A 13,751-nucleotide genomic window follows, 5' to 3' on the forward strand; every position below is an offset into this window, starting at 1 on the left:
GGTTGATAACCATCACACTGGCAAAGAAACCGTGCCAGAGGCCTGTTTGTTCGGCCTTGTTTCCGGCTTATGCGATCAAACATCCGTGATGCCAACAAATTGCGATCACAGGTTTATAAAGCCATACTGGAAAAACCATCAATAGGTGCTAATATAACCAAAGAATAAAAACAAAACACCCACCCAAACCACCGCGTTCTTTGCCCATGATGGTTTGGCAGGACAATCCGGGTTGTATCTGCTGTTGCGATAACCGCTTCGGCGCAGGGAGGATTTATAATGACGGAGACGACAGTTCCAAATGCGACGGCCCCCTCAGACCCGCGTAACGATGCCGCCGACACCTCAGAGCACACACAACGCGGCATCACCATTCGCGATGTCACCAGTGACCAGTCCGGCAAATGGCTGGAAGCAGGCTGGCGCGATTTCAAACGCACCCCGGCCATTGGCCTTGCCTATGGGGCGTTCTGTGTTGTCGCCGGTTATGTGATTTTGTTAAGCCTGTTTCAAACCGGCCAGCCTTATCTGACCTTGCCGCTCGGTGCCGGCTTTATGCTGATTGCACCGCTTTTGGCAGTTGGCCTGTATGAAACCAGCCGCCGCCTTGAAATGGGCGAAAATGTTACGCTATGGCACAGCCTGAACGGCTTTCGCCGCAATCCCGGGCAACTTGGTGCCATTGGCGTTATTTTAATGCTGTTTTTCCTGTTATGGTCGCGGGTGGCAATGTTGCTGTTTGCGCTGTTTTACAGTGGCAACGTCCCCCCGCTTGATACCCTGATCTGGCAAACCTTTTTCACCCGCGATGCAATGATATTCCTCATCACCGGCTCCATCATTGGTGGCGGCTTTGCCATTACGGTATTTGCCATTTCGGTGGTTTCGATCCCGCTTTTGGTGGATCGCGATATTGATGTCATCACCGCCCTGGGCCTTAGCATCAAGGCCTTTCGCCGCAACTGGCGTGTGCTTACCGGCTGGGCCGCCGCCCTGGCGGTGCTGGCGGCCTGCGGCATGGTGGTATTTTTGCTGGGCCTTGCCGTTATCATGCCGCTTTTGGGCCATGCCAGCTGGCACGCCTATCGCGGCCTGATCGACACCTCAAACGCCGACGCCCCGCGTTTGCGCCGGGTGGTGCCGTAACACAATAACGTGCCGTTGTTACGCCCCTGATCAGAACACATCACACCAAGGTCGCCGCAAAAGGCGGCCTTTCTTTATGTCGTATCTTGATACAAAATCCTGCCATCCTGATCAAAACCGGCCTGACCATCGTTCAGGTTTCGACAGTCTTTTTCACGGCATGATTTGCACAGAAATAAAACACGATCAGGTATCACGGGCATTGCACCGTCCGTGCCGATATTCGATAGTTGCCAGGAACGGATACCCGTTCCGCGCAACAACACGAGGTTAACCAATGCCCGGGCATCGTTTTGCAGCCTTTCTGTTCGATATGGACGGAACGATTATCAACAGCATAGACGTTGCCATTGAGGCATGGACCCAATGGGCCTTTCGGCATGGCCTTGACGCAACCGAAGTCACAAAGGCCATGCATGGCGTGCGTGCGGCAGAAACCATCGCCAAATTTGCCCCCGCAGGAACCGACATTGAACACGAAGTTGCCCTTCTGACCGATGCGGAATTTAACGCCGTCGACAAAATCAAGGCCATCGCCGGAGCCGGGCCGTTCCTGGCCGCCGTGCCGCATGACAAATGGGCGATTGTCACGTCATCACCCCGTCGTTTGGCCCTACAACGAATCACAGCGGCAGGTCTGCCGATGCCCAAAGTCCTGATTACGGCCGAGGATGTCGAAGCCGGAAAACCGGCACCAGATTGCTTTATCGCTGCGGCAAAACAGTTGAATGTCGAAATTTCCGACTGTCTGGTCTGGGAGGATGCCCCGGCTGGTATTGCAGCAGGCAAAGCAGCGGGTGCCACCGTCATGATTGTTACCGCAACACATGCCACCCCCGGCCAAACCGCGGGCGAAACCGTTGTAGATTATCAAAATCTTGCCTGCAACATCGATCCCGACGGGGCCTTAACCCTGACAGGCACAAATTAAAGGAAAGATACTTTAAAATAGCGCCGCCATTCCAAATACAGGAAATTTCCATGCCGTCACCCGCCGCGCCCAAAGCCGACCTTGCCAATATAAACCCTGCACAGCGGGGCGATCTGGAAAGGGCGGCCCCATCGTTTCTTGGCCTTCCCAATCAGCTTGCCGATGGGCACCAGCCCCGTGCGGTGATCTTTGGTGCTGGTTACGGCAGCACCTATCGGGGCAAAGACAGCAGTGGTTACGGCGATGCTGCCGATGCCATCCGGCTGGCAAGCCAGGACGATGCCCCCTTGATCGAGCATTGGGACTTTGATCTGGGCGGTCCGCTGTTTGATGGCAAGCCGGTGAGTTGCATTGATATTGGCAACGTTCCAACCACCTTGCATGACAATGAGAACAACCGCCGCCGGGTTGAGGCAAAAACCCGCGAAATTCTGGCGATGTCTGCCGTGCCAATTTTGCTGGGCGGCGACGATTCGCTGCCCATTCCGTTCCTTGAAGGCTTTGCCGATCACGGGCCGGTCTGGATTTTGCAGATCGACGCCCACATTGACTGGCGCGACGAATTACACGGCGAACGTTACGGCTATTCAAGCCCGATGCGCCGGGCCAGCGAAATGGCCCATATCGCGGGCATGGTGCAAGTTGGCATCCGCAGTGTTGGCAGTGCACGGACAACTGAAATTGAAGCAGCACAGCGCTATGGCAGCCATTTTGTCACCGCGCGCGCGATACATAACCAGGGTGTGGAAGCCGCCTTGCGCCATATTCCCAAAGGCGCACAGGTCGTGATCACGCTGGACTGTGACGGCCTTGATCCCACCGTGATGCCAGGTGTGGCCGCCCGAACACCCGGTGGCCTTGGCTATAGCCAGGTCATCGACCTGATTGCGGGCGTTGGCACGCGGGCGAAGATTGTGGGATGCGACATTGTCGAACTATACCCGCCCGCCGATATTGATGGCATCTCGGCCCTGACGGCCGCGCGCCTGCTGGTCAACATGATTGGCACCATCGTCCGGCAGGGCTAAAGACCGCAATCAGGTCGATGACACCGTCACGCATCCAATGCACCCGATGCCGCTTTCTTATGCCCCGGCCGCACCAGAAACGTGCCCAGCACAACACAGCCCAGCGTGATCAGCAGTTCGGGGCGCAATGCCTCGTGAAACAGGGCAACCCCGCCAATCAGGGTCGTTAGCGCCATAATATAGCCGATCTGGCTGAGATAAACCGGGCCAGCCACCCGTTGCAGTTCAAAATGGCACATATACATCAGGGCGGCGACAACGATTTGAACGCCAATAATACCCCAGATATAACCCTGATCGGGTGACGGTATCACCAGATGGTCGCGCATCATTTCGAACCCGAGGCAATAAACCGCACTTGCCAGCATCATGCCCGCTGCCAGCGGTATCGGGTTGGCCCCGGCAGGCCAGTCCGCCGTGCGGTAGACATTGCCCATCGCCAGACTGACGGGAATAATTGCCGCAATCAGCAAATACACCAAAAGGGTATTATCGGGGGCAGACAGTTGCGGCAGATATAAAAACAGCACGCCCACAAACCCGGCCATCAGGCCCAGCATCCTTCCCAACCGGGCGCGTTCAAGACCGACACACATGGAGAGCAAATACGTCATCAAGGGCGGCATTGCGGTAAAAATACCGGCAAGGGCCGCGCCGATATGCGGCACCATAAAATAGCCAACCCCCATCGGCACCGCCAGACTGACCAGGCCTGCAACAAAATAATAGCGCAGATAACGCGGTGCCATCGATGGCAGATCGCGGCGCAGCACCGAAATGCCCAGCAAAACCCCACCCGCGCCAAGGCACTGCCAAAACAGATAGGATAAAGGCGTTAATCCCGCCCCCACCGCCAGCTTTGCCAGCAAAATGGACGTCCCCCCCAACACACCCGCCCCTAATAACAAGAATAACGCTTTCATAATCGGCCTTTCGTTTCACGCTTTGCCCCGGCCCTTTCCAGGGCGCGCGTCGTAGCGATTTGATTTTTTTAACCAAACGCACGAATATGCGGGAACCAAAGCCTGTGGTGATCCTTTTGATAACAAGCAACCTATCACAGCGATTTTTGCAGATCGTGCCGTGTTTTTGCCCCAATTTATTTCCAATATGGAAATAATGGTGGGAACTTTAGGAACCAGATGGACAGATTACGCGGATTGGAATGTTTTCGTAAAATTGCCGAACGCGGCAATTTTGCTGCTGCTGCACGCGACCTGAACATGTCGCCAGGTTCAATAACCAAACAGATCAATGCGTTAGAAGACATGCTGGGCGTGCAGCTCATATCGCGCACGACCCGGCGGCTGAGCCTGACAGAGGCTGGCGAAACCTATCTTTCGCGCATTTCCCTTATTCTCGATGACATGGATGATGCCAACGAAACCGTGCGCGATTTGGGGCATGGACCGCGTGGCTGTGTGCGTATTGCCGCCCCCACATCGTTCGGAGTGTTAAAACTGGCCCCTGTCATTGGCCGTTTGCTTAACGCCCACCCGGACCTGTCAATTGATCTGGTGCTTGACGACAAGTTTGCCGATATTATTGATGGCGGGTTTGATATTGCCCTTCGGATCAGTGAAACGCTGGCCGATTCGTCTCTTATGGTGCAGCGCATTTGCAGCTATTCGCGCGTGCTGGTGGCAAGCCCGGCCTATTTGGCAAAAAACGGCCCGCTTAACAGCCCCCACGACCTTTTGAGCCATAACTGCATTTTATTTAGCAGTGCGCAACGTACCGGATTGTGGCATTTCGCCAGCCCGGTCGATGGCAGCGAATTGGCCGTTGAAGTTTCCGGGCGCTATCAGGTCAATAGCAGCCTTGCCATGCGCGATGTGCTGGTAGAAGGTAGTGGTATTACCCTGACACCACGACTGGTGGTAGAAGACCTTATTGCACGGGGAGATCTGGTTTGCCTGCTGGCGGAATATCTGCCGCGCAAACTTCACCTTTTTGCCTTGAGTGCACCGCACCGACACAAACTTCGTAAAATTCGCACTGTTACCGATTTTCTGACAAAAGAACTCCGTATGGAAAACCGTCACCATGTCCCAAATGACTGATTTGCGTGTCCGATCCCCGTTAGCGACGCTGTTTTGTGCCACAGCCATCGCCACCTGCGTTACCGCCCTTCCGGCGTTTGCCCAGGAAAACACCGCCAAAGGCCCCCAGTCCCAACGCACCCCGGATGATAAATGGGGTATTTCGCTGTCAGTGGAAAACGACCTGTTTGTAGAAAACAACCAGGACAGGCATTACACAAACGGTGTGCGACTGGCCTTCATCTCGCCCGAAGACAGCGCCCCGGCCGAGTTTTTAAACGTCGCCAAGGAAATTCCGTTTTTTGCCTCGAACGGGCGTATCCGCACCAGCTATGCGCTGGGGCAAAGCATGTATACTCCAAACGACATTACCCTTGCCGAAAACCAGCCCAATGACCGCCCCTGGGCAGGGTATCTCTATGGCAGCCTTGGTTTGCTGTCTGATACCGGGCTTGGCTATGAAGGGCACGAAGATTATGCCCGGATTGACACGCTGGAACTGACCCTGGGTGTTGTTGGCCCGGCATCCCTGACCGAGCAAAGCCAGAAATTTGTCCATAAACTGATCGACAGCCCCGAACCAAAGGGCTGGGACAACCAGATCAAAAACGAACCGATCATTGGCCTGTCATACGAACGCAAATATCGCGGCTGGGCCAAACAGGAAGTGCTGGGCATTGAAGCGGATTTAACCCCCAGTGCAGGTTTCACCCTGGGCAATGGTTTTACCAATGCCGAAATTGGCGCAATGGCCCGCCTCGGCTTTGATTTACCTGCCGATTACGGCCCGCCGCGCATTCGCCCCAGCCTGCCCGGATCGGATTTTTTCAAGCCCGACACCGACGAATTCCCGCTTAGCGGCTATTTGTTTGCCGGTGTGGTTGGCCGTGCGGTGGCGCGCGATATTACGCTGGATGGCAATACATTTGCCGATAGCAATTCGGTCGATAAAAAGCCGCTGGTCGGTGATTTGCAGGTTGGCTTTGCGGTAATTGTCGGCCAGGCCCGGGTAACCTACACCCATGTGTACCGAACCAAAGAATTCTACGGCCAAAGCGGCTCCGACCAGTTTGGCGCACTTTCGGTCTCGATGCGGTTTTAATATTTAATTCCGCAAAACCCTACAAAACGGCTTGACTTAGAGAACACTCTAACCCTTAGCGTCCTTTGCGTGAACGCGGGAAGGAAACGCCATGAAGATTGGTCAACTGGCAAAAAGCAGCGGCTTGTCGGCCCATACGCTTCGTTATTACGAACGTATCGGGCTGTTGCCGTTTGCGGATCGCGATGCATCGGGCCAACGTGATTACGATGAAACAATCCTGATCTGGATTGCGTTTCTCCGCCGTCTCAAAGAGACCGGCATGCCGATCCGCGATATGCTGGCTTATGCCAATATGCGTAATGATGGCCCTGCCACCGAAAAAGCCCGGCATGATCTGCTGGTCGCCCATCGGGCGCACGTGCAGGCCACGATCGAAAATCTTCAGGCCAACCTTCTCGTCCTTGATACCAAAATCGCGGGCTATGCCGCGACCCTGCAAAGGACGCAAGATAATGACACATCAGCCCCACCCGGCACAGACAAGCCCGACTACCGAAACCCGGTTCCAACGCGGCCAGCGCGCCCTGGCGCAAATAGACGGTGAAGCAGGCCAAAAGGTGATTGATGCGCTGGCCAACATCGCCCCCGATTTCGCCCGTTATCTGATCGAATTTCCCTTTGGCGATATTTATACCCGGCCCGGCCTGTCGCTGCGCGACCGCGAAATCGCCACCATCGCCGCGCTCTGCACACTTGGCACCGCCGCCCCGCAGCTCAAGGTGCATATCCATGCGGGCCTCAATGTTGGCATAACGCGCGATGAAATCACCGAAATCCTCATGCAAATGGCGGTTTATGCCGGTTTTCCCGCCGCCCTGAATGGCCTGTTTGCGGCAAAGGATGTGTTTGCCAGCCGCGATGAAACAGCCTCGAATGTTGCGACGTCAAACGCATATCAGGCCGCAAAGTGAAACCCGAAACATACAGGGCAAAAAAAGGCACAAGACCGGAATGATTTTTGGTGTCTCGTGATAGAAACAAACAAAAGCCCCGCAGAAAATGATCCCGCGGGGCTTTTTTAACACGATTAAAGCGACAGCAGACTGTCAGCACCTTATGATTTAGGTGTCGTCGGGCTGGCAGGATTTTCCTGCGCGGCACTTTGCGCCACCGGCTCGATATCGTCAAACCCGTCATTGGTGTTATCAACCGAATCCTCGGTTGTTGTATTCGCCGCTGTTTGAACGTCCTGGGAATTAACATTCTGAACGGCGGAAACCTGGGTCACGATTGTCGATGACTGCGACGGCGCTGCCGCCACGGCCGCTGTGGTAATCGCCGCCGCCTGCTGAGGGGCTGCCGTTGCCGCAGCCTTTGCCACCATCGCCGCCCGAGACGGATCAAATCGGACCGCGGCAGTCGTAATGTCACCCGCCCGGTCTGGTGCCGCCGTCACGGCAGCCTGTGTAATTTGTACCAGAAAAGCAGGATGTACCGTTGCGGCTGCGATCGTGATTTCTCCTGCTTGGTTCGGGGCACTTGCCACTGCAGAAGCGACAATAGTGACAACAGCCAGACCATTTTCCTGTTTCACCTCAACACTGCCGCCTCCCGCAACGGCAACCGCAGTTGACGTAATCGTCGCAGCAGCATTCGGATTACGCTTGATTGCAGTTGAAGTCACAAGTCCCGCGATATAGGGCGAAAGGCCTTCTTGAGTCTTTCCACGACCCTGCAGGATCTGCTGAACGACCTGTGCCAGAGAAACAGGATCTGTTGACGCATCATTGATCGCTTGCTTTTCAGCATCAGTAAGTGACTGCGCAGAGTAACTTGAGGTAGTAGAAACAGTAACAGCTACACCAACAGCGGCGGCGGCTGCAACACCCGCAGCAGCAGCGGCGGCACCAATACCTATACCACCCGCTCCAGCACCACCAGCTCCAGCTCCAGCCGCTCCAGCTCCAGCTCCAGCCGCTCCAGCACCACGAGCTCCAGCTCCACCAGCTCCTGCACCGCTGTTAATGATGGCCGCACCGCCAGATGCTCCAGCGTCCTGTGCCCATACCGATGATGCATTAACAGCCACAAGGCTTCCGGAAAGGGCTGCAATCGCAGCAAATCTCAATACCCGTTTCATTAATCGTGTCCCCATTACAAAACAAAATCTCGCCCGCGAGAAAAACTCTTCCCTTTTTCAATATCTACTGGAAAAACGAAAAATGACAATCAAATAAAACCGCCCAAAAGTGGCAAACAGGATCGTGTTTGCTGATAGCCGTTGTCTTTATCAACAGCATGCAGCCGCATATCTGCGGAAAAAGCCGCCTGCAACCTACGTTTTGTATATCGACGCGACAAAACGGGTAAATATGCGCATATCCTCGCGGACCAAAGACTGAATGACAAGCGTTGCCGCCTGCGGGTCGCGCCGTGCCAGCACCACTAAATCCCCACGTTCAAGGCTCTCGATCCAGCACACTTTTTCTGTAACCATCTGCCGATCATGGTCGGAAAGCCGATCCCGCAGGTTGGCGGCAAAGGCAATTTGCCGGATGGCAAGGGCGCGTTCACAAGGGCCTGTCAGCAGTGGCCTGAAAAGAGCCATTGCTGCCGCAGCAGGCATGAAGCCGCCCCCTCATTCCAAGCGCACCAGCACGCCCCATAAACAAAACGCCGCCAGAGGGCATATCTGGCGACGTTTTGCGTAAGGTAAATATCTGATCAGGCACCCGGAATCAGCTTACCCGGGTTCATCAGGCCTTTAGGGTCGATGGCGTTTTTAATCGCCCGCATCACGGCAATGGTATCAGGGCCGTGTTCGGCCTCCATGAAGTCCAGTTTGCCATAGCCAATACCATGTTCGCCCGTACAGGTACCGCCAAGGCGGAGCGAGCGCATCACCATGCGTTCATGCAAACGGTGGGCTTCGGCGACTTCTTCGGGGTTGTCCGGGTCCAGCAAAATCAGGGTATGGAAATTGCCATCGCCCACATGGCCGACCATGGTGCAGGTCAGGATCGAGGCATCGCAATCCTCGCGGGTTTCCATGATGGCTTCGGCCAAACGGGAAATCGGCACGCAAACGTCGGTCGACATGCCGCGTTTGCCCGGCTCAAGCTGCAAGGCGGCATAATAGGCTTTGTGCCGGGCGGCCCACAATTTGGTGCGATCTTCAGCGCGGGTTGCCCACTGAAACCCCTCGCCGCCAAATTCTTCAGCAACAGACTGCACAAATTCGGCCTGTTCCTTCACCCCGGCTTCGGTGCCGTGAAATTCAAAAAACAGGGTCGGTTTTTCTTCATAGGTCATGTTCGAATAGGCATTTACCGCACGCACCTGCAAGGCATCGAGCAATTCAATCCTTGCCACCGGAATACCGGCCTGAATGGTCATGATGGTGGTGTTTACCGCCGCCTCGACCGTGGGAAAAGCACATACAGCCGCCGAGATCGCCTCGGGAATACCATAGAGCTTCAGGCCGATTTCAGTAATCACGCCCAAGGTCCCTTCGGAGCCGACAAACAACCGGGTCAGATCATAACCCGCCGATGATTTGCGCGCCCGGTGGGCGGTTTTAATGATTTTGCCATCCGGCGTTACCACGGTCAGCGACAAAACATTGTCGCGCATGGTGCCATAACGCACCGCATTGGTACCCGAGGCCCGGGTGGCCGTCATGCCCCCGATCGAGGCATTGGCCCCCGGATCAATCGGGAAAAACAACCCCGTATCGCGCAAATGTTCGTTAAGCTGTTCGCGCGTTACACCGGCCTGTACCCGGCAATCAAGGTCTTCGTTATGGATTTCCAAAATCTGGTCCATTTTGGAAACATCAATGCAAATACCACCCTTTAGCGCAGCAACATGCCCTTCTAACGACGACCCGGTGCCAAAGGGAATGATCGGCACATCATGGGCAGCACACAGCTTAACCGTTTCGGCGACCTCTTCGGTCGAGGTGGCAAAAACCACCGCATCGGGCGGCGACGCATCATGCCAGCCCTCATCCTTGCCATGATGATCAAGAACGGCCTGTGCCGTAGACACCCGATCACCGAATTTTTCGCGCAGGGTTTCAATCAGGCTGGCCGGTACCGCGACCCGTTCATAATGATGATCCGACATGAGGTTCCTCGTATAGCTACAATGGGGCAGGTTCCCCTGCCCGGAATTTTGCCCACCCTACGCCGGGAAGATCAAAATTGGTATTACCTTTTAGCTGTTCAACGTAAAAAACCGCCCCCGCAAACGCAGACGGTTTATATTGATGCAGTGCATTCAAACAAACTGCAAAACGACCGACCAGCCTGCCCGAATCAGGCCCCCGGTTTGCGGTCATAAAAGCCGGGCACATCAAGGCGGGCATCACTTTCAACATCATCCAGGTCTTTATGATTGCGCATATAAAGGTCGGATGTATCGCGGGTTGGCTGATGGTCCCAACTGGTAATCCGTCCCTGTGTCAGGGCTTCATAGACCAGTTTACGGCGCTTCTGGCTGGTAATCACCCTTTGACGGAATGTTTCCAAATCCCAGTTTTCTGCCAATTCGGCCCGAAAGGCATCGCGCACAACATTGTGTTTGGCATCGTCGATCAGATCGCACAGTTCATCCGGGTCGGTGCTCAGATCAAACAGCATGTCGGGGTCGGTTTGCGAGGCGACATATTTATAGACCCCGCGACGGATCATAATGATCGGCGACAACGCCCCCTCGCCACAATATTCGCCAATCACTTCGTCATGGCCGCCCGTGCCATTGATGTGCGGCATCAGGCTGCGGCCATCAATCGGTTCTGCCGGGGCCGGAACACGATCATCCCCCACCAGATCGCGCAGGGTAGGCAAAATATCGATCAGCGAAACAGATTGCGATACCCGCTTTTGCCCCTTGGCACCGGGAAAAGCAAAAAACAGCGGCACCCGGGCCGAAGGTTCATACCACGACATTTTATACCACATGCCGCGTTCGCCCAGCATGTCACCATGATCGCCGCTGAAAATAACCAGCGTATTGTCGGCCATGCCGGTTTCGCGCAGGGTGCGCATCAGCGAGCCGACCAGACAATCAACATAACTGATCGAGGCATAATAGGCCCGGCGCGCGGTTAAAACATCGTCATCGGTGACCGGCTGCTGGTCCAGATTATAAACATGACGCAGGCGTTGCGAATGCGGGTCAAGGTCTTCGGGGGCCAATTTTACCTGGGGCGGATCAATTTTAACCCCGTCATACATGTTCCAGAATTCAGGCCGCGCATTATAGGGATCATGCGGGTGGGTGAACGAAACTGTTAGGAAAAACGACCGGTCATCATGGCGTTTGTTGCGTGCAATGTCATACAGGTAACGCCGGGCCTCAAACACCGTTTCATCGTCAAAATCCAGCTGGTTGGACCGGTAAACCGGCCCGGCCTGTGTAACCGACCCCATATTGTGATACCAGCTTGGCCGGTCTTCAACATTTTCCCAATCGCAATACCAGCCATAATCGGCAGGGTAAATATCGGCGGTTAACCGGTCTTCATAGCCATGAAGCTGGTCCGCCCCGCAAAAGTGCATTTTGCCTGCCAAGGCGGTGCGATACCCGGCATGGCGCACATAATGGGCCAATGTTGGAATGTCGGATGCCAAATCAGATGCATTGTCATAGGCTTCGATCCGGCCCGGCAATTGCCCGGTCATCAGGCAAAAGCGCGACGGGGCACATAGCGGGCTGTTGGTATAGGCCGAGTCAAATACCACAGCGTTTTCGGCGAGTGCATCCAGATGGGGGGTTTTTACTACCTTGTGCCCGTAAAGCGGCATGCAGCGCGCAGCAAGCTGATCGGCCATGACAAACAGAATATTCATTGGCTTTGACGACATCGCGACCTTATCCCCCTGATTATATGTATGAAAATTTCGCCAAAAAGTGTGCGTGGTGCCAAATCAGCGGCATGGCGCAGCACGACACAAACCACCCGGGCGGCATAATGATGCTGGTTTGTTTCACATTTGAACAATTGTTGTGAAGACCGCTTGTATTCATCCCTGATATCAATAAAATTGATGGCATGAGATATGGCAACATCCCCTCCCCCCATGCCCTGATTGCCTTTGAAGCTGCGGCACGCTGCGGCAGCTTTACCCGTGCGGCACAGGAACTGGGCATTGGCCAACCTGCGATCAGCCATCAGGTGACGTTGTTGGAAGAACAACTTAACCAGCCGCTGTTTCGTCGCCTGCATCGCGGCGTTGCCTTAACCGGGGCCGGGCAGGAACTGTTTGCGTGCGTGACAAGCGCGCTGGGCCATATTGACCAGACCGTGGAAAATATCCGCACCCGTCGGCGCTCGCGCATCAGTGTCGGCACCGATTTTGCTTTTGCGTCTTTTATTCTGATGCCGCATCTGGCCGATTTCACCACCCGTTTCCCCGATATCGAGGTCAATGTGGTGACAAACCAGACCGGGCGGTTTGGCATGGATGAGAATATCGATATTGAACTGTCCTTTGGCCATTGCGGGCCGGGGGGCATTTTAGTGCTGGCCGAACAGGTGGCCCCGGTTTGCAGCCCCGATTTTCTGGCCCGCTATGGTTTTGCCCAAACGCCGGGTGCTTTATGCGAAATGCCGTTGCTGCATCTTGACAGTGATATTGAAAATCGCTGGTATAATTGGGATAGCTGGTTGCGGACGGCAGGGTATCGTGCCACCGCCCCGCTTAGCGGACATCGCTTTAATACGTATTTGCTGGTGTTATCGGCCGCCCTTTCCGGGCAGGGCGTTGCCCTGGGCTGGATGGCATTATTACAACAGCATTTGCAAAGCGGGCAACTGGTGCTGGCAAGCCCGATCACGCTGTCATCGGATCGCGGTTATGTTTTAACATCGCGGGCCGCCCCGCACCGGCACAGCCAGGTTGACGCCTTTGCCAACTGGGCGCGCGATATAATCGCCCGCGACAACATTCCCGGCGGCACCGAAACCACCCACACCCCTGTCACCACCTGGCAACACAAACAGGCCATAGAAAAACGGTCATAACACCGAAATCAAACCAATATCGCCCCGGCACAAAGCGGGGCGACATATATTTGGTGCCTTTCGGATCATGCCCCACCGCCCATTTCCGGCTGGCAGGCAAGTCCCCGCTAAAGCGGTTTGTCTTTGATCGGAATCGAAAGAGGATTCCCCTGTCTGAATTTATGTGATTCACTCCTTTTTGGAGGTGTTTCATGGGCAAACCGTATTCATTGGATCTTCGCGAACGAATTGTGCGCTACGTAAGACAGGGACATTCGGCCCGTGCCGCTGCCACTGTTTTTGGTGTGGCACCAAGTACGGCGGTGCGTTTGGCTGCGGCGGACAGAGATAACGCCCAAATTGCGCCGAAGCGGCAAGGACGTGCACCTGGAACAGTGGGAAAACTGGCCCGCATATGGATTTCCTGATCAAACGCTTACAGAAAAATCCTGACATTACTTTGCGAGAACTTGCAGAGGCCCTCAAGGAGGAAACAGGTGTTTCTGTGCAACTTTCTTCCATTCATCGGGCGCTGAGACGGGCCAATTAT

At 55.1% G+C, this 13,751-nt stretch carries 14 protein-coding genes; 8 read left to right on the forward strand and 6 right to left on the reverse strand.

The window, feature by feature from the left end; genetic code table 11:
* Positions 1-279 precede the first annotated feature (279 nt).
* From AAC086_RS20795 to AAC086_RS20805, 3 genes are all read left to right on the forward strand, one after another.
* The gene (locus tag AAC086_RS20795) at positions 280-1,146 is read left to right on the forward strand and encodes a DUF2189 domain-containing protein (protein ID WP_339781651.1); all 867 of its coding nucleotides are present in this window, start codon (positions 280-282) and stop codon (positions 1,144-1,146) included.
* A 277-nt stretch (positions 1,147-1,423) separates the two neighbouring features.
* On the forward strand, positions 1,424-2,077 hold the full coding sequence (locus AAC086_RS20800) for an HAD-IA family hydrolase (protein ID WP_339781652.1): 654 nt from the start codon (positions 1,424-1,426) through the stop codon (positions 2,075-2,077).
* A 50-nt stretch (positions 2,078-2,127) separates the two neighbouring features.
* A complete protein-coding gene (locus tag AAC086_RS20805) occupies positions 2,128-3,105 on the forward strand; it encodes an agmatinase (RefSeq protein ID WP_339781653.1) in 978 nt (325 codons plus the stop codon).
* A 26-nt stretch (positions 3,106-3,131) separates the two neighbouring features.
* Here AAC086_RS20805 and AAC086_RS20810 read toward each other — a convergent pair whose 3' ends face one another.
* Positions 3,132-4,028 carry a DMT family transporter gene (locus AAC086_RS20810; protein ID WP_339781654.1) on the reverse strand — a complete coding sequence of 299 codons (897 nt, stop codon included), beginning with the start codon at positions 4,026-4,028 and terminating at the stop codon, positions 3,132-3,134.
* A 219-nt stretch (positions 4,029-4,247) separates the two neighbouring features.
* On the opposite strand from AAC086_RS20810, the gene AAC086_RS20815 reads away from it, so the two are divergent.
* The 4 genes from AAC086_RS20815 to AAC086_RS20830 all read left to right on the forward strand — a co-directional run bounded on the left by AAC086_RS20815 (position 4,248) and on the right by AAC086_RS20830 (position 7,163).
* A complete protein-coding gene (locus tag AAC086_RS20815; RefSeq protein ID WP_339781656.1) occupies positions 4,248-5,168 on the forward strand; it encodes a LysR family transcriptional regulator in 921 nt (306 codons plus the stop codon).
* Positions 5,152-6,249 (forward strand): lipid A deacylase LpxR family protein, encoded by a 1,098-nt coding sequence (locus tag AAC086_RS20820; protein ID WP_339781657.1) that lies wholly within the window; start codon positions 5,152-5,154, stop codon positions 6,247-6,249. Before AAC086_RS20815 ends, AAC086_RS20820 begins: the two co-directional genes overlap by 17 nt.
* Positions 6,250-6,340: 91 nt before the next feature.
* A complete protein-coding gene (locus tag AAC086_RS20825; protein ID WP_339781659.1) occupies positions 6,341-6,796 on the forward strand; it encodes a MerR family transcriptional regulator in 456 nt (151 codons plus the stop codon).
* Positions 6,705-7,163 carry a carboxymuconolactone decarboxylase family protein gene (locus AAC086_RS20830; protein WP_339781661.1) on the forward strand — a complete coding sequence of 153 codons (459 nt, stop codon included), beginning with the start codon at positions 6,705-6,707 and terminating at the stop codon, positions 7,161-7,163. The genes AAC086_RS20825 and AAC086_RS20830 overlap by 92 nt, the downstream gene beginning before the upstream one ends.
* Positions 7,164-7,306: 143 nt before the next feature.
* On the opposite strand, the gene AAC086_RS20835 is transcribed toward AAC086_RS20830, so the two are convergent.
* The 5 genes from AAC086_RS20835 to betC form a co-directional block, all read right to left on the reverse strand.
* Positions 7,307-7,876, reverse strand: a complete 570-nt coding sequence (locus tag AAC086_RS20835; protein WP_339781663.1) for a hypothetical protein — start codon at positions 7,874-7,876, stop codon at positions 7,307-7,309.
* A gap of 230 nt (positions 7,877-8,106) precedes the next feature.
* A complete protein-coding gene (locus tag AAC086_RS20840) occupies positions 8,107-8,313 on the reverse strand; it encodes a hypothetical protein (RefSeq protein ID WP_339781665.1) in 207 nt (68 codons plus the stop codon).
* Between the two features lie 214 nt (positions 8,314-8,527).
* A complete protein-coding gene (locus AAC086_RS20845) occupies positions 8,528-8,818 on the reverse strand; it encodes a hypothetical protein (RefSeq protein ID WP_339781667.1) in 291 nt (96 codons plus the stop codon).
* A 98-nt stretch (positions 8,819-8,916) separates the two neighbouring features.
* Positions 8,917-10,320: an FAD-linked oxidase C-terminal domain-containing protein gene (locus tag AAC086_RS20850; RefSeq protein ID WP_339781669.1), complete on the reverse strand. Its 1,404-nt coding sequence runs from the start codon at positions 10,318-10,320 to the stop codon at positions 8,917-8,919.
* A 191-nt stretch (positions 10,321-10,511) separates the two neighbouring features.
* A complete protein-coding gene (gene betC, locus AAC086_RS20855) occupies positions 10,512-12,062 on the reverse strand; it encodes a choline-sulfatase (protein WP_339781670.1) in 1,551 nt (516 codons plus the stop codon).
* A gap of 188 nt (positions 12,063-12,250) precedes the next feature.
* Here betC and AAC086_RS20860 point away from each other — a divergent pair, with 188 nt between their 5' ends.
* Entirely contained in the window at positions 12,251-13,222 is a 972-nt protein-coding gene (locus tag AAC086_RS20860) for a LysR substrate-binding domain-containing protein (RefSeq protein ID WP_339781672.1), read from the forward strand.
* Positions 13,223-13,751: the final 529 nt, after the last annotated feature.

Source organism: uncultured Thalassospira sp., assembly GCF_963976115.1.
In the GTDB taxonomy this organism is placed as follows: Bacteria; Pseudomonadota; Alphaproteobacteria; order Rhodospirillales; family Thalassospiraceae; genus Thalassospira.